The following is a 16314-nucleotide window of genomic DNA, read 5'->3' as shown; positions in this document are numbered from 1 at the left end:
TCCCCCTTTTTGTTGCGTTAGTGATTCTTAGAAAAAACGTTGATTGCTTTCATTCCAATATCTTTCCGATAAAATGTCCCCTTCGTATCTTTTGATTCCAACGCACTGTATATTTTTTCCCTCGCTTCTTCAATTGTTTCCCCATAGGACTCCACTAAGTAGATTCGACCACCTGAACCTTTTAAATTTCCTTTTTCCTCTTGAACACCCGCATAATAGACAGTTGCCTCCTCTTCAGGAAAATCGGGCAAATCCATAGCGGTTAAATACTGATTAGGATAACCTTCTGCTGCAACTACAACCCCTAAACGATATCCAGTTTCCTCCCAAATTAAATGAACCGGCTTATGGTCTAACAAATCAGTGATCACTTGCGCCAAGTCACTCTTCAATCGAGGTAAAATGACTTGTGTCTCAGGATCGCCAAATCTCGCATTAAATTCAATCACTTTCGGTCCATCTGAAGTGGCGATCAATCCTGCATACAATACACCGATAAACGGACGACCAATTTCGCTCATCCCCTTAGCTGCAGGTTTTATTACTTTTTCGATCCCCGCTTCAATGATTGCTTCAGAAATATGAGGTACTGGAGAATAGGCGCCCATCCCTCCAGTATTCGGCCCTTGATCTCCATCATACGCTCGTTTATGATCTTGTGAGATTTCCATTGGATAAACTGCTTCGCCATCCACAAACGCTAACAAAGAGAACTCTTCTCCTTCTAAAAATTCTTCCACAACGATTTGATGTCCACTTTGTCCAAAACGATGTTTTTCCAGCATATCGCTGGCTGCCTGTAACGCTTCGGCTTTTGTCATCGCTACGACCACGCCTTTGCCAGCAGCTAAACCGTCCGCTTTGATCACAATTGGGGCACCCTTCTCTTCGATGTACCATTTGGCTTCAAGATAGTTGGTAAAAGTTTTAGATTCAGCAGTTGGAATCTGACAACGCTCCATCAATTCTTTGGCGAAACTCTTAGATCCTTCAATCAATGCAGCAGCTTTCGTCGGACCAAATATTTTTAATTCCGCTTGCTTGAAATCATCCACGATCCCGTTTAACAAAGGAATTTCTGGGCCAACAAAACTCCAAGTAATCGACGCTTTCTTAGCAAACTCAATCAATCCTTGATGATCAGTTACTTTAATATCAACGATTTTGACCCCATCACGTGTCATGCCAGGATTCCCCGGTGCACAATAAACGTTTTCGACTAGCGGACTTTGTAAGATTTTACTCGCAATCGCATGTTCACGCCCACCAGATCCTATGATCAATATATTCATTTCTTACTCCTTCTATCTTAATGTCTAAAATGACGGACGTTCGTAAAGACCATGGCAATTCCATGTTTATTAGCCATATCAATCGACGCTTGGTCCTTGATACTTCCACCAGGCTGAATGATCGCCTTGATTCCGTGTTTAGCTGCATATTCCACCGAATCATCCATTGGGAAATAAGCATCGCTTGCCAAAACAGCTGCTTGTGCTTTTTCTCCAGCTTGTTCAATCGCAAGTTTGACAGAACCGACACGATTCATTTGTCCTGCACCAATCCCTAGCGTCTGATACCGATTACTTACAACGATCGCATTTGATTTGACGTGCTTAACAGCTTTCCAAGCAAATGCTAATGCAGCCATTTCATCAGATGTTGGCTGACGATCGGTTACTACTTGCCATGTAGTTGGTTCTTCCATTGCTGTATCTTTTTCTTGGACGAGTAAACCTCCAAGAACTGAAACAATTTCATTAGATGCTTTTGTTAATTGCGAGTTAAAGTCAACCGTTAATAATCGTAAATTCTTCTTGGCTTTTAAAACTTCTAGACTTTCTGGTGTATAAGACGGTGCAATGATAATTTCTAAAAAGAGTTTATGCATTTCTTGAGCTGTTGCTAAATCGACTTCCCGATTCAATACCACAATCCCACCAAAAATCGAAACAGGATCTGCTTCATAAGCTGCTAGCCAAGCATCGAAAATCGTGTGAGCTGAGCCAATACCACAAGGATTCATGTGTTTGAGTGCTACGACTGTTGGTTCTTGGTATTCACTCATGATCCGCAAAGCAGCATCTGCATCACGAATATTATTAAAAGATAGTTCTTTTCCATGAAGCTGTTTTGCTTGAGCAATCGAATAACGTTCTGGTAGAGCAGATTGATAAAAGACAGCTTGCTGATGACTATTCTCGCCATAGCGGAGGTCTTGCTTGCGTTCAAAAGTAAGAGTCAATTTTTCCGTCTTTTCTTCCTTCACTTGCTCCGTTAAATATTGAGCAATCAATGCATCATAGGCTGCTGTGTGACGAAATACTTTCGCTGCCAGTTTCTGACGTGTCGCTAGAGAAGTAGTCCCTTGATTTCTCAGTTCATCTAAAACAATTGGATAATCGTTCGGATCAACGATCGCCGTGACAAATTCATGGTTTTTGGCAGCACTACGCAACATACTTGGTCCACCAATATCAATATTTTCAATGGCTTCTTTTTCACTAACATCCGGTTTCATGATTGTTTCTTTGAAAGGATACAAATTGACGCAAACAAAATCAATCGGCAAAATCTCAGAAGCTGCCATTGCATCTCTGTGACTAGCAAGATCACGACGTGCTAATAATCCTCCATGAATCTTAGGATGCAAAGTTTTGACACGTCCGTCCATCATCTCAGGAAAGCCAGTGACATCTTCGATTGCGATGGTTAAGATTCCCGCTTCATCAAGTGCTTTTTTGGTTCCCCCAGTTGAAATAATCTCAATTTCCAAAGCTTGTAATCCCTTGGCAAATTCAACAATTCCTTTTTTATCCGATACACTTAACAATGCTCTAGTCATTTTTTTCTTCCTCCACTTTTTGCATTTCTTTGATGACTGCTTCGATTATTTTAGGATAGGTCTGATGTTCGATTTGATGAATCTTTGCTTCTAAGCTATCCAATGTGTCTTCTTTCGTGATCTCTATGGTTTCTTGGTGAATGATGGGTCCTGTATCTATCCCTTTATCAATGTAATGAATCGTTATACCTGTTTCTTTGACTTCCGCAGCAAACGCATCACGAATCCCATGTAAGCCAGGAAAATCAGGTAAAAGAGAGGGGTGGATATTAATGATCCTTGACTCATAAGCATTCAATAAAGTCGGACCAATAATCCGCATGTATCCTGCTAATACAATGAGTTCAATTTCTTTTTCCACTAGGATCTCTAAAATTTTTTCTTCATATTCTCTTTTAGATGAAAATTCTTTTGGTGAAAAAAAATGAAATGGTACATGTAACTTTTCTGCCCGTTCTAAGACAAAAGCATTCGGCTGGTCACAAAAAAGCCATTCAAAGGTATCTGGCAACTTATTTTCCCGAAAATAGTCAACTAAAGCTTGAAAGTTGCTGCCATTTCCTGAAGCAAATACGGCAATCTTCATTTTCCTTCCTCATCAAACAACACTGTTTTATTTTTAAAGGGAACTATTTCACCGATTCGATAAACTGCTTCTCCTTGCTCGTTGATTTTTCCAATGACTTCATCGACTTGAGAAGCTGCTACTGCTACAACCATGCCAATACCCATATTAAAAATCTCAAACATCTCTTGTTCAGGGATTTCACCTAAACGTTGGAGACAGTCAAAAATCGGCAAGCTAGGCCATGAACCTAATTGAATTTGCGCGGCCGTTCCTTCCGGCAACATCCGAGGAATATTTTCTACGAATCCACCACCAGTGATATGTGCCGCACCTTTGATCTTTTGTTCTTTTATGATTGGCAGCAAAGCTGATACATAGATTTTTGTCGGCTTTAACAATTCTCGGTCCAGTGTTTCAGACAGACCCTCTACCTGATCGGTTAATGTGTAACTATTTTGTTCAAAAAACACTTTCCGAACCAATGAATAGCCGTTTGAATGAATCCCGCTAGAAGGTAAGCCTAACAGAACATCACCAACTTCGATTTCACTTCCTGTGATCAATTGCGACTTTTCTGCAACCCCAACTGCAAAACCAGCAAGATCATACTCATTTTCCGCATACATTCCTGGCATCTCTGCGGTTTCGCCACCGATCAACATAAGATTACCTGCTACACAACCATCCGCCACGCCAGCGACGACTTTTTCTAATTTTTGTGGATCATTTTTTCCAGTAGCTAAATAGTCTAAGAAATATAAAGGTTCCGCACCTTGAGCTAAAATATCATTGACACACATCGCCACACAATCGATTCCGATCGTTTCATGTTGATCCGCTTCGATGGCTACTAACAATTTTGTTCCTACCCCATCTGTCCCTGATACCAAAACTGGTTCTTTTAATTGGTAAGAACTTAAATCAAAACAGCCACCAAAACCGCCTAAAGCACCCATTACTCCTAGTCGCTCTGTTTTTTTTACGTGTTTCTTGATTCGTTCTACTACTTCATAGCCAGCTTCTACATCCACACCAGCATTCGCATAGGCATTGCTCATGTTACTTCCTCCTTTATTGAAAAAAAGATACTTTTTCTTTCAATGATTCACGGTATTTTTCTTCATAGTCGTATAAAGGCGTCGGATAATCACCATTAAAATAAGCCATACATAACCCAGAATAAGGAGCTGCTTCTTTTAATCCGATTGCTTGGATCAATCCATCCTCACTCAAAAATTCCAATGAATCTGCTTCGATACATTGTCTGATTTCTTCGATACTATGATTCGCTGCAATTAGTTCTTTTCTCGTTTGAATATCGATGCCGTAAAAACAAGGATATTTTAACGGTGGTGAAGCAATTCGTACATGAACCTCTTTTGCTCCTGCCTCTTTTAATAGACGTACGATTCGCCGGCTCGTTGTTCCTCTAACGATTGAATCATCCACCATCACGATTCGTTTCCCTTCAACAACTCCTCTGACAGCCGAAAGTTTCATCCTGACACCCTGTTCCCTTAATGCTGGTGTAGGTTGAATAAAGGTTCTGGCAATGTATTGATTTTTTACTAGTCCAATCTCATAAGGGATGCCACTAGCTTCGGCATAGCCACTGGCTGCTGATAGCGAAGAATTTGGAACACCTACAACCATGTCAGCATCAATTGGCGCTTCCTGTGCTAAATTTCTCCCCATATTTTTACGAGCAGTGTGTACATTGACACCAGCGATATTTGAATCTGGTCGTGCAAAGTAGATATATTCCATGGAACAAATCGCTAACTGGGTTTCGGTCGTATAAGTATCGATCGTATAGCCCGAGTCATCAATGATCACTACTTCTCCTGGACGAACATCTCGAATAAACCGCGCACCGATGACTTCCAGTGCACAAGTTTCAGAAGCAATCACATATGCACCATTTTTCATTTGTCCGATTGCCAAAGGTCGAAAACCATTCGGATCAAGAGCGGCGATCATGGCATCTTCTGTTAAAAGCAAATAGGCAAAACCGCCTTTCACTTCATTTAATGCTTCTTTTAAACGATCGAGTAATGTTGTTTTTTTACTTCGACGAATCAAATGCATCAAAATCTCTGTATCTGAATTGGAATGGAAAATCGCACCGTCTTTTTCTAACGACGTTCTCAATGAACGGGCATTCGTAAGATTACCATTGTGAGCTAGACCGATTGACTGATCATAAAATTTAAATAAAAAGGGTTGGATATTGTCCACACTACCATTACCTGCTGTAGCATAACGCACATGTCCAATCGCTGCTTGTCCAGAGAGTGCAGCTAGCTTTCTTTGATCTTTGAAAACTTCTGAGAGTAAACCTAGATCCCGGTGTCCTAATAGTTTCCCTTGATCATTTGAAACGATCCCAGCACCTTCTTGACCACGGTGCTGAAGACTATGAAGCCCAAAATACGTTACGCTAGATGCTTCTTGATGTCCCCAGACACCAAACACCCCACATTCTTCATTTAAACTTTTTACTTCATAAGACATTCGATTGCGTCCTCCCAGCATTTTTTAGCTGTTGTAACAGCTAGATGGATTTCCCCATCACTTGCTTGGATCACGATATTACTTGACTCAGTCACTTTACCGATACAACTTGCTTTTTCGCCCATCAAACGTTCAAATTCCTCACGATCTTCTGGAAGGATGGTGACCACAAATCTTGATTGTGTCTCTGAAAAAAGTTGTGCTGTCGTCAGATTTACTGTGACATCTAATCCCAATTGGGTACCAAAAGTTGCTTCAGCCAACGCCACAGCCAAACCGCCTTCCGAACAATCATGCGCACTGGTTACCACTCCTGCTTGAATAGCCGCCAGTAGACTTTCTTGGTTTTGTTGTTCCGTCAATAGATCAAAATGCTCGATGTCCCCTTCAATTTTTCCTAATTGCATTTTTTGCAATTCACTACCATTGAAATCGTCATAAGTTTCACCAACAAGATAAATCAAATCATCCGCTATTTTGAAAGATTGAGTGGTGATGTGTTGATGGTCTTCGATCAATCCGACCATGCCGATCATCGGGGTAGGATAAATCGCTTTGCCATCCGTTTCATTGTATAAAGAAACATTCCCGGAGATCACAGGTGTCGCAAAGACTTCACATGCTTTGGCAATCCCGTCTGCTGATTTAACCAATTCCCAAAATACTTCTGGTTTATCAGGAGAACCATAATTCAAGCAGTCTGTGATCGCCAATGGACGTCCGCCACTAGCCACAATGTTTCTGGCAGCCTCTGCAACAGCAATTTGGCCACCTATCTCGGGGTTTAAGTAAAGGTAGCGGGCATTACAGTCAGTCGTCATAGCAATTGCTTTTTCAGTTCCACGAATACGCAATACGGCAGCATCACTTCCAGGGGAAACTACTGTATTGGTTTGTACTTGAGAATCATAGGTTTCATAAATCGCATGTTTTGAAGCTATTGTCGGTTGTTTCAATAAATCTAGCAATAATTGATTCGCATCTTCAATGATTGGTTGATATTGCCCTAACTGTTTAAATTTTTCGATTCGAGCGGGTTCTTGCACTGCCTTTTCATAAACAGGTGCATCTTCGGCTAAGGCATCAACTGGTAAGTTAGCTACTTCTTCCCCATGATGGTACAAGCGATACAAGCCATCATCGGTGACTTCTCCAATCGTAACAGCATCCAAATCATATTTTTTAAATAATTCTTTGACTCTTTCCTCTGCCCCAGCTTTTACACAAATCAACATTCGTTCCTGTGATTCTGAAAGCATCATTTCGTAAGGAGTCATATTTGTTTCTCGTTGTGGCACATCGTCTAATGTCAAAATCAAACCAGATCCAGCTTTTGATGCCATTTCCGAACTTGAAGAAACCAATCCGGCAGCGCCCATGTCTTGGATTCCTACTAAAATGTCCGCATGTTCCAGGATCAATTCTAAGCAAGCTTCAAGTAATAGTTTTTCCATAAAAGGATCGCCTACTTGGACTGCGGAACGTTGCTGTTCTTCTTCTTGACTGAACTCTTCTGAAGCAAAAGTCGCACCGTGAATGCCGTCGCGTCCTGTTTTCGCACCGACATACATGATCGAATTACCCACACCAGAAGCTTGCCCTTTTTGAATGTCTTTGTGATCGATCAACCCTACGCACATGGCATTAACTAACGGATTCCCTTCATAACAAGGATCAAACGCTACTTCTCCTCCAACCGTCGGTATTCCGATACAATTACCATACCCAGAAATCCCTGCGACTACTTCTTCCAATAAGTACTTGGTTCGTGGTTGGTCTAACTCGCCAAAACGTAAGGAGTCAAGTAAAGCAATCGGACGTGCACCCATACTGAAAATATCACGGATGATCCCACCAACACCGGTTGCCGCTCCTTCATAAGGTTCTACTGCTGAAGGGTGATTATGACTTTCCGCTTTAAACACAACTGCTTGACCATCACCGATATCCACGATACCAGCGCCTTCTCCTGGACCTTGAAGAACATGCGGTCCACTTGTTGGGAACTTTCGTAAAATCGGTTTAGAATTTTTGTAAGAACAATGCTCGCTCCACATGACTGAAAACAAACCTGTTTCGGTGTAATTGGGCATTCTCCCCAAAATATCTTCTTCGATCATTCGATATTCTTCGTCTGTCAATCCCCATTCAGCATAAATTTTCTTTTCTTTGATCTCTAAGGGACTTGGTTCGTTCCGTGTTTTCATCTTAGGCAGTCACCTTTCCAAAATTTTTTAACATCGAGGCAAAAAATCGTTTTCCGTCTTCTGATCCTAGTAACGCCTCCATCGCCCGTTCCGGATGAGGCATCATCCCCAGCACATTTCCTGCTTTATTGGTGATCCCTGCAATATTTGCGACACTACCATTGATATTCTCGGCATAAGTAAAAACGATTTGATTATTGGCTTTTAACTCTTGCAATGTTTGCTCATCGCAAAAATAATTTCCTTCGCCATGAGCGACAGGCAACTGAATGATCTCATCGGTTTCATACTCCGAAGTAAAGGCTGTCTGGTTGTTAACTTTCAAAGGAACAGTTTTGCAAATGAAGCGCAAAGATTCATTTTTTCTTAGCACGCCTGGAAGGAGACCTGCTTCTGTAAGGATCTGAAACCCATTACATGTACCAAAGACTGGTTTTCCTTCCTCCGCAAAACGAACAACTTCTTTCATGATAGCTGAAAAACGCGCAATGGCTCCACAGCGTAAGTAATCGCCATAAGAAAAACCGCCAGGAAGCAATACGCCGTCATAGCCTTGTAGAGAGGTTTCATCGTAACGAACATACTCAGCTTCTACTTCCATAATGTCACGAATTGCCGACAACATATCTGCATCACAGTTCGAACCAGGAAAGACAATCACTGCAAATTTCATGCTAGATTTCCTCCAATTGTTCAATTTCATAACGATACGTTTCCATGTTGACGTTAGCTAATAGTTTGTCACAAATCCCTTCAATCGTTTCCTCTACTGCGCTAGCTTCTGCTGAAACTTGGATCTCAAAATATTTACCGATTCGGATATCTTCAACAGTTTCATATCCCAAACGATGGACCGCATTTTTCACTGCTTCTCCTTGAGGATCTAATACAGAATCTTTATAGGTGACATAAACTTTTACAAAATACATTTCATTTTCTCCTCTCATAAACCAGCTTGTGTTAAACGTGTCAAAACTTCTTGATACACTGGGACAATTTCCCTAATTTTTCGTCGATAAACATCTTTGTCCATGTGTTCGTTTGTTTTCAAATCCCATAACCGACAAGTGTCAGGCGAAATTTCATCTCCTAATACGATTTCGCCCGTAGCTGTTTTCCCAAATTCCAGTTTGAAATCAATTAACTGTAAATCGATTTTCTCAAATAGTTGGATTAACAAATGATTGATTTTTCTAGCCTGTTTCTTTAATTCAGTAATTTCAGCTTCATCTGCAATTTGTAAAAACAGCACATGTTCATCATTGATAAATGGATCATCTAATTGATCGTCTTTGTAATAAAACTCGACAATTGGTGTGGGTAATTTTTGTCCTTCAGGAATTGCCAACCGTTTTGAAAAACTACCAGCTGCACTATTTCTGACTACCACTTCTAAGGGAAGAATATTTAATTTTTTCACTAATTGTTCGTCTTTTCCGATTTGTTGGATAAAGTGATTGGCAATCCCTTGTTCGGATAAATAATGGAAGACTTTACTTGTGATTTGATTGTTCAGTTCCCCTTTTCCATTTACTTGGTCTTTCATCAAGCCATTCAAAGCCGTAGCTTGATCCAAATATTCCACCCAAATCACCTGTTCATCTGAAGTATGGTACATTTTTTTGGCTTTTCCTTCATACAGCAAATCTTTCTGTTCCATTTCGACATCTCCTTAAATTCTTGACGATCACAACAAACATTATTTTTTTGTTCGTCTTTTCACTTTAAATTTTAACAAGTGTTTTTATCCTGTTCAATAAAAACATGTACATTTATAGCATTAAAATTATCTAATGTTCGTGTTTAATCCAAAAATTCTTCCCTGGAAAAATAATAAGCGTTTACACCTATAATAATTGATGCTATAGTAGGATTAGAATGATTCTGGATATTTATTCAAGGAATTCAAGGAGGTAGCGAAATGGAAGAGGCCGCAGTTTGTGCCCAATGTTTTTTAATGGATTTATCGCCCGAGGAAACGTCACGTTTATATAATGACCTGTTGTCTATCAAAGATGTCTACTTATGTAATAAAGATACGAGTTTTTATACCTTCAGAAAAATCCGTCGTGCGGCAAAGCGCCATACTGAGTGTCGAAAGCGCACATTTGAATATCAAACATTTTCTGAACATCAACTCGTGATCAGTCAGATACACGAACAAAAATTATTCAAAAATCATTATCGTATCCAAGTCACTTATGATCAGCAAGAATTTGATTATACTTTTATCGAAGAATTATTGAGTTTGCTTCATACTAAACATTTTAACTATTCCGCTCAAGCCCTTTACGGATAGTTTTCTCATGCTATTATCAAGCAACATCATGAAATGAATCAAAATAGCTAAAAAGAACCCCGACCAGTTGAGTTATCTGTGTCAAGGTTCTTTTTTATTACATTTCAGTAAAAGAGTGGCTGCTTCTAGCAATCCGAAGCAAGCCACTCTTTTTGATTATTTGTCTTTTTCTCCTAAACCAACACGGTCAAAGATCACATCCACATTTTTCAAGTGATGATGGTAGTCAAATGCGTCATCGATCTCTTCTTTTGTTAAAACAGAAGTAACCGTTGGATCCTCTTCAAGTAAAGGTCTAAATTGAACTTGATGATCCCATGCATAAGCTGTTTTAGGTTGAACCAAGTCGTAAGCTTCTTCTCTTGTCATACCTTTGTCAATCAGTTTCAACATCACTCGTTGACTATAGATCAAGCCAAAAGTAGCTTCCATGTTGCGTTTCATATTCTCAGGAAAGACCGTCAGATTTTTTACGATATTTCCAAAACGATTCAACATATAGTCCAACAAAATCGTTGTATCAGGTAAAATGATTCGTTCTGCTGACGAATGAGAGATATCTCTTTCATGCCACAACGAAACATTTTCATAGGCTGTGACCATATGACCACGAATCACTCGAGCAAGTCCAGCCATGTTTTCTGAACCGATTGGGTTTCGTTTATGAGGCATTGCTGAAGACCCTTTTTGTCCTTTAGCGAAGAACTCTTCTACTTCTCTCGTTTCTGATTTTTGCAAACCACGGATTTCTGTTGCAAAACGTTCGATGCTGGTAGCAATCAATGCCATAGTCGCAAAGTACTCTGCGTGGAGATCACGTGGGAGCACTTGCGTAGAGATCTCTTGCGGACGAATCCCTAATTTTTCACACACATATTCTTCAATAAATGGCGGAATGTTCGCAAATGTTCCTACCGCTCCTGATATCTTACCTGCTTCAACACCTTTAGCTGCATGCTCAAAACGTTCAATATTTCGTTTCATTTCTGAATACCAAGTAGCTAATTTCAAGCCGAATGTCGTTGGTTCAGCATGAACGCCATGCGTTCTTCCCATCATCACTGTGTACTTATGTTCTTTAGCTTTTTCACCAATAATTGCCGTAAAACGTTTCAAATCATCTCGTAAAAGATCATTTGCTTGTTTGATTTGATAGCCATAAGCTGTATCCACGACATCAGTACTCGTTAAGCCGTAGTGGACCCACTTACGTTCTTCGCCTAATGTTTCAGAAACTGCTCGAGTAAAGGCAACAACGTCGTGACGTGTTTCCTTTTCAATTTCCAAAATACGTTCAATATCAAAAGATGCATGTTCACGAATTTTTTTGACATCTTTTTTAGGAATTTCTCCTAATTCTGCCCATGCTTCGTCAGCTAAAATTTCTACCTCCAGCCAAGCTTGGTATTTGTTTTGTTCTGTCCAGATATTGCCCATTTCAGGTCGTGTATAACGTTCTAACATCAATTTTTCTCCTTTAATCCCAAATATTGGTTTTCTTTATTTCATCCAAAGTTTGTTGAATGTCTTCAGTTACGATAGTAATATGCCCCATTTTACGACCCTTTTTCGCTTGTGCTTTCCCATAAAAATGAAATTGCCAATCTGGTTTTTTATCGATCAAATGATAGCTTTCTAATAACTGCTCGCCCAATACATTGACCATCACTGCCTCACTCAATAAACGGACTTTTTTACTTAATGGCCAACCACATATTCCCCGAATATGGGCATCAAATTGACTCATCGAGCATGCTTCAATGGAGTAATGTCCCGAGTTGTGAGGTCGTGGTGCTAATTCATTCACATATAAACCACCAGTTTTTGTTAAAAACATTTCAATGCAAAGTACGCCAGATAAGCTCATTCCTTCAGCGATGACTCGAGCAATCCGCTCTGCTTCTTCAACAACCTCATCAGCGATTGTTGCTGGTGCAATCGTTTCATGTAAAATGTTGTTACGGTGGATATTTTCAACCACTGGAAATGTACTATAATCCCCTTGTCCGTTTCCAGCAACTAAGATCGAGATTTCTTTTTCAAAGGGGATCCATGCTTCCAATACACAGGTCCCTTCCCTTAGTAAATCCATTGCTGGCGCAAGGTCTGCCCGACTTTTCAAGACGTATTGTCCCTTGCCGTCATATCCACCTCGTGTCGTTTTCAACACACAAGGATAACCAATACCATCAATGGCATCTTGAATATCGGTTGGACTTACAATTGTCGCATAAGGAGCAATAACGATATTATTCGTTTCTAAAAAAGATTTTTCTAAAAGACGATCTTGGGTGATCGCCAATAAATCAGTTCCTTGAGGAATAAACGACATAGAAGAAATGGCATTTAATGCTTCCACACTGACGTTTTCAAATTCATACGTGATAACATCTGTTCGTCTAGCAAGTTCTTCCAATGCAAAAGTATCATCGTATGTTCCTTGAATATACCAATCAGCTACTTGAGCTGCTGGACAATTCGTTACAGGATCAAGAACCCCGACTTTAAAGCCCATTTCTTTTGCACTGATCGCCATCATCCGTCCTAATTGTCCGCCACCGACAATTCCGATCGTTGATCCAGGCAACAAAGGTTTAACCAAGTTGATCACTACTTTCTATCACAGTTTCAGCTAACATTAACCGTCTTTTCGCTAACTTAGCCTCCAACTTTAAATCATACATTGAAAGCATCTCAACCGCAAGTAGTCCAGCGTTAATTGCCCCCGCTTTTCCAATCGCCGTCGTTGCCACAGGAACACCACCAGGCATCTGGACAATAGATAATAGCGAATCTAATCCGTTCAATGTTCGTGTTTGTACCGGAACGCCAATTACTGGTAAGGTTGTTTGAGAAGCCACCATTCCTGGCAGATGAGCGGCTCCACCTGCTCCAGCAATGATCACTTTGATTCCCCTTGCTCGTGCTTCTTTGGCATACTGAAACATCAAATCAGGTGTACGATGCGCAGAGACGACTTTCTTTTCATAAGCCACCTCAAACTCTTCTAGAATCTCGCAAGTATTTTTCATCGTTTCCCAATCAGATGTACTCCCCATAATTACCGCAACCTTGATTGTCATACATTTCTCCTTTCTCTACTTTCACATTCATATTTTAGCAATCGGTTTTTTTGATGTCAAAGAATTTTCGAATATTATAAAGATTTCCAGCTTTAATGTTCGGTATTTATATCAGCGAAAAAACGAGAGTGAGACAATAGTTCTTTCTCAAAAAGAAAATAAGTTCGATTTTGATGTTTATTGTCAAAATCGAACTTATTTTTTGTTATGCGCACTTTCCTCTCCATATATTTTCCTAATTTTCTTAAATTTAATGCCATCAGTGCCAAACCAATACCAATCGTTGCTCCTTGTTTTCCACGTAAATGGAAACGATGGAACACCAAGCTAGCCTTTAGATATCCGAACGCGGGTTCGACATCCATTTTTCGTTTCCGATAAATTGAACCAGTTTTCTCCTCTAGAAGCTTTTTTCTGCATTCTGCTTTGAAATAGCGCCAATTATTATTTACTTGAATTTTTCGCTTTTGTTCACTTTTCGCACGCGTACATTGACGACGGACTGGACAGTTCCGACAATCCTCACATTCATAGATTTTGAAATCTCGAATAAAGCCACCTTTATCTATTCTGCGACTATAATTTTTGAACGGTACCGGACGATTCGCTGGGCAAATATAGGTGTCTTGTTCTTCAAAATAACGCCAATTCTCCACGTTAAACGGATTCTCCTTGTCCTTCTTTTTATTTTCTTTGTGGTAACTTCCATAGGTAATCAAGGGGGTTTTATGTAAAACATCGTTGATATACATGTAAATTTCTTCGCTACCATACCCTGCATCTGCCACAATGTACTCCGGCAACTCCTTATGTTGGTCTAAAAAACTATCTAAAAATGGCTTCAATGTTTTGGTGTCTGTGGGATTCGGAAATAATTCATAGCTCAAAACATACTGATTTTCGGTGGTGATTTGTAAATGATAACCTGGTTTGAGCTGTCCATTTCGCATATAATCGTCTTTCATCCGCATAAAGGCGGCATCAGTAAATGTTCTACATCTAGTGGTAAAGTTGTTTGGTTGATGGTATTATTTTTAAACATAAAGCACACTCCTTTGATTTTTGTTTAAGCACTTGAATCATACAAGGTTGTGTGCTTTTTGTGTGCCTTAAAATCAAAAAAAAATGGGACAATAATCAGATTTTTTCTGACTATTGTCCCACTCTCTAATCTTAGTATGTTTTTGTAAATGGAAACAATAAATTTCGTGGGAACTATCATATCCTTTGTATAGATTTATGTAATTATCCATTATACAAGTAGAAGAAAAGAGTAGTTTTTCATCTTTTCCTAACAAAAGAAATTATTAGAATATAACAATAATCTTAACGTGTTAAGATTGAACTATGAATAAAAATAGAGGAGTGAAGAGATGAAAGAATGGTATGAAGGGTTTTACTTTACAAAAGATGAGATTAACAGTCAAAGAAAAATAACTGAAAAAGCAAAACAAGCCCTTAATGTGAAACATGAATATTCATCAGCGAGCAAAGTGGCGAAAGAAAACTACGAAAAAGAAAATAAATGCTTGGAATATATGAAAAGTCATCATCAAGAAGAAAAGGATCAATCAGCATTTACCACAAAAGAAATAGATGAAGCAAAAGTCCAAGTGTATAAATTGGAAATGCAGCATGCTCGGATATCCGATCCTTTTGGCAATGAAGCATTAAAAATATCAGAAAAACTTAAATATGCCAAAAACAGATACAATCATATGGAAAACATAAATAAACCCAAAGTACAACGACAGCAACAAGCGAAAGAGGCAGAACAAGCAACGGCTAATTTGGGCATGTTACAAGCAAAGAGAGAACAAAGAGGAGAACCTGATGATGAAAAAATTAAGGTGTATATGGACAATTTTAAAGAGTCAAACAACCAGTTAGAAGTAGAATACAATAACTTAACGACTAACAGTCCTGATAAAAATGGAAAACTCAAAGAAAACCAATTTGAAGAAATCACAAACACTGTGCAGTATGTTAAAGATAATAAACATAAAATGTCCCTGCTAGATAAAGAAGTGCCTGACATCCAAGAAAAATTAAGTAAAGAAGAAAAGAGCCGAAAGAACATAAAAAATCAAATAAATGAAATAGATAATTCGTCATTTTTCAATAAAATTATAGTGTATTTTACAGGAGAAAAGAGAGATTTAACGAAAAAGTTAGACACAAAAGATCAAAATATAGTAATGTATAAGGGTCAATTGAGTACGATATCTGAAGATAAAGCAGCATATATAATGGAGAGTGAAGCAGCAATAGATAAAATGTTACCCATAAGTCAAGAAAAACAGGCTGAGCTTAATGCTTTAAAAACGAATCTCAAAACTTTGATGAATGAGGTGAATCATTTATCTAAAAATACACAAGTAACCCAACAAATTGATCCCAAATTCAAGGATGATTTGACAAACTTAGAAAATTCGAATAAAATACTTTCGGAAAAAATTAATAATTCAATAAAAATAGTTCAAAATTTAGCCGACCAAAAAAAGGAATTTGCAACAATGAGGGGGCAAAGTACATTTATTGATCTAAAAGATAATGCGAAGGAAAAACAAAGTGAAATTGTAAGTCAAGGGAAACAAACTGAAAAAAGTAAACAACCAGATAAATCAGAGCGGGGTTCCTCTTTTGCATAGCATAAATAGCATATAATAAGTATAGAATATTGATTTTAGCGTATACATAAAGAAATAAACTAGAACGAGGTTGAGACAAAGGTATTTAGCGTCAAGAAATAAGCAGGAATTTCCAAAATTTGCTTTTCAACTTTTTGGTCAATCCCT

At 39.0% G+C, this 16314-nt stretch carries 14 protein-coding genes and 1 pseudogene; 2 read left to right on the top strand and 13 right to left on the bottom strand.

Features of this window, described 5'->3' with window-relative positions; all coding sequences use genetic code 11:
• Nucleotides 1-17 precede the first annotated feature (17 nt).
• From purD to purC, 9 genes are read right to left on the bottom strand one after another with little or no spacing between them, the layout of a single operon-like run.
• The gene (gene purD / locus AB3H93_RS07455; RefSeq protein ID WP_368020377.1) at nt 18-1292 is read right to left on the bottom strand and encodes a phosphoribosylamine--glycine ligase; all 1275 of its coding nucleotides are present in this window, start codon (nt 1290-1292) and stop codon (nt 18-20) included.
• 17 nt (nt 1293-1309) lie between these two features.
• Entirely contained in the window at nt 1310-2845 is a 1536-nt protein-coding gene (gene purH / locus AB3H93_RS07450; RefSeq protein ID WP_053766390.1) for a bifunctional phosphoribosylaminoimidazolecarboxamide formyltransferase/IMP cyclohydrolase, read from the bottom strand.
• Nucleotides 2838-3431 (bottom strand): phosphoribosylglycinamide formyltransferase, encoded by a 594-nt coding sequence (gene purN, locus AB3H93_RS07445; protein WP_010737442.1) that lies wholly within the window; start codon nt 3429-3431, stop codon nt 2838-2840. Before purN ends, purH begins: the two co-directional genes overlap by 8 nt.
• Nucleotides 3428-4471, bottom strand: coding sequence for a phosphoribosylformylglycinamidine cyclo-ligase (gene purM, locus AB3H93_RS07440; RefSeq protein ID WP_368020376.1), 1044 nt, complete (start codon nt 4469-4471; stop codon nt 3428-3430). The genes purN and purM overlap by 4 nt, the downstream gene beginning before the upstream one ends.
• A gap of 13 nt (nt 4472-4484) precedes the next feature.
• A complete protein-coding gene (purF, locus tag AB3H93_RS07435; RefSeq protein WP_034700370.1) occupies nt 4485-5927 on the bottom strand; it encodes an amidophosphoribosyltransferase in 1443 nt (480 codons plus the stop codon).
• A complete protein-coding gene (gene purL, locus AB3H93_RS07430) occupies nt 5912-8134 on the bottom strand; it encodes a phosphoribosylformylglycinamidine synthase subunit PurL (RefSeq protein WP_034700368.1) in 2223 nt (740 codons plus the stop codon). The genes purF and purL overlap by 16 nt, the downstream gene beginning before the upstream one ends.
• Nucleotide 8135: 1 nt before the next feature.
• On the bottom strand, nt 8136-8807 hold the full coding sequence (gene purQ / locus AB3H93_RS07425) for a phosphoribosylformylglycinamidine synthase subunit PurQ (RefSeq protein ID WP_126344124.1): 672 nt from the start codon (nt 8805-8807) through the stop codon (nt 8136-8138).
• 1 nt (nt 8808) lies between these two features.
• On the bottom strand, nt 8809-9063 hold the full coding sequence (gene purS / locus AB3H93_RS07420; protein WP_010719384.1) for a phosphoribosylformylglycinamidine synthase subunit PurS: 255 nt from the start codon (nt 9061-9063) through the stop codon (nt 8809-8811).
• Nucleotides 9064-9077: 14 nt separating this feature from the next.
• Entirely contained in the window at nt 9078-9794 is a 717-nt protein-coding gene (gene purC / locus AB3H93_RS07415) for a phosphoribosylaminoimidazolesuccinocarboxamide synthase (protein WP_126344126.1), read from the bottom strand.
• 261 nt (nt 9795-10055) lie between these two features.
• On the opposite strand from purC, the gene AB3H93_RS07410 reads away from it, so the two are divergent.
• Nucleotides 10056-10433, top strand: a complete 378-nt coding sequence (locus AB3H93_RS07410) for a hypothetical protein (protein ID WP_010737435.1) — start codon at nt 10056-10058, stop codon at nt 10431-10433.
• A gap of 156 nt (nt 10434-10589) precedes the next feature.
• Here AB3H93_RS07410 and purB read toward each other — a convergent pair whose 3' ends face one another.
• The 4 genes and pseudogenes from purB to AB3H93_RS07390 all read right to left on the bottom strand — a co-directional run.
• Nucleotides 10590-11897 (bottom strand): adenylosuccinate lyase, encoded by a 1308-nt coding sequence (gene purB, locus AB3H93_RS07405; RefSeq protein ID WP_207432376.1) that lies wholly within the window; start codon nt 11895-11897, stop codon nt 10590-10592.
• A 13-nt stretch (nt 11898-11910) separates the two neighbouring features.
• The gene (purK, locus tag AB3H93_RS07400; protein ID WP_010719388.1) at nt 11911-13035 is read right to left on the bottom strand and encodes a 5-(carboxyamino)imidazole ribonucleotide synthase; all 1125 of its coding nucleotides are present in this window, start codon (nt 13033-13035) and stop codon (nt 11911-11913) included.
• Nucleotides 13028-13516, bottom strand: coding sequence for a 5-(carboxyamino)imidazole ribonucleotide mutase (purE, locus tag AB3H93_RS07395; RefSeq protein WP_010719389.1), 489 nt, complete (start codon nt 13514-13516; stop codon nt 13028-13030). The genes purK and purE overlap by 8 nt, the downstream gene beginning before the upstream one ends.
• Nucleotides 13517-13622: 106 nt before the next feature.
• Nucleotides 13623-14550, bottom strand: a pseudogene (locus AB3H93_RS07390) (transposase); the annotation flags it as partial.
• A 339-nt stretch (nt 14551-14889) separates the two neighbouring features.
• Here AB3H93_RS07390 and AB3H93_RS07385 point away from each other — a divergent pair.
• Complete coding sequence (locus tag AB3H93_RS07385; protein WP_368020375.1) at nt 14890-16167, top strand: hypothetical protein; 1278 nt, start codon at nt 14890-14892, stop codon at nt 16165-16167.
• Nucleotides 16168-16314: the final 147 nt, after the last annotated feature.

This window comes from Enterococcus sp. C74 (assembly GCF_040887125.1).
GTDB classification, from domain to species: domain Bacteria; phylum Bacillota; class Bacilli; order Lactobacillales; family Enterococcaceae; genus Enterococcus_B; species Enterococcus_B hirae.
This window is presented reverse-complemented; position numbering and strand designations above follow the sequence as displayed.

Coding starts and splice junctions, on each gene's coding strand:
- purD (WP_368020377.1), bottom strand. CDS start 1,292: ATGAATATATTGATCATAGGATCTGGTGGGCGTGAACATGCGATTGCG.
- purH (WP_053766390.1), bottom strand. CDS start 2,845: ATGACTAGAGCATTGTTAAGTGTATCGGATAAAAAAGGAATTGTTGAA.
- purN (WP_010737442.1), bottom strand. CDS start 3,431: ATGAAGATTGCCGTATTTGCTTCAGGAAATGGCAGCAACTTTCAAGCT.
- purM (WP_368020376.1), bottom strand. CDS start 4,471: ATGAGCAATGCCTATGCGAATGCTGGTGTGGATGTAGAAGCTGGCTAT.
- purF (WP_034700370.1), bottom strand. CDS start 5,927: ATGTCTTATGAAGTAAAAAGTTTAAATGAAGAATGTGGGGTGTTTGGT.
- purL (WP_034700368.1), bottom strand. CDS start 8,134: ATGAAAACACGGAACGAACCAAGTCCCTTAGAGATCAAAGAAAAGAAA.
- purQ (WP_126344124.1), bottom strand. CDS start 8,807: ATGAAATTTGCAGTGATTGTCTTTCCTGGTTCGAACTGTGATGCAGAT.
- purS (WP_010719384.1), bottom strand. CDS start 9,063: ATGTATTTTGTAAAAGTTTATGTCACCTATAAAGATTCTGTATTAGAT.
- purC (WP_126344126.1), bottom strand. CDS start 9,794: ATGGAACAGAAAGATTTGCTGTATGAAGGAAAAGCCAAAAAAATGTAC.
- AB3H93_RS07410 (WP_010737435.1), top strand. CDS start 10,056: ATGGAAGAGGCCGCAGTTTGTGCCCAATGTTTTTTAATGGATTTATCG.
- purB (WP_207432376.1), bottom strand. CDS start 11,897: ATGTTAGAACGTTATACACGACCTGAAATGGGCAATATCTGGACAGAA.
- purE (WP_010719389.1), bottom strand. CDS start 13,516: ATGACAATCAAGGTTGCGGTAATTATGGGGAGTACATCTGATTGGGAA.
- AB3H93_RS07385 (WP_368020375.1), top strand. CDS start 14,890: ATGAAAGAATGGTATGAAGGGTTTTACTTTACAAAAGATGAGATTAAC.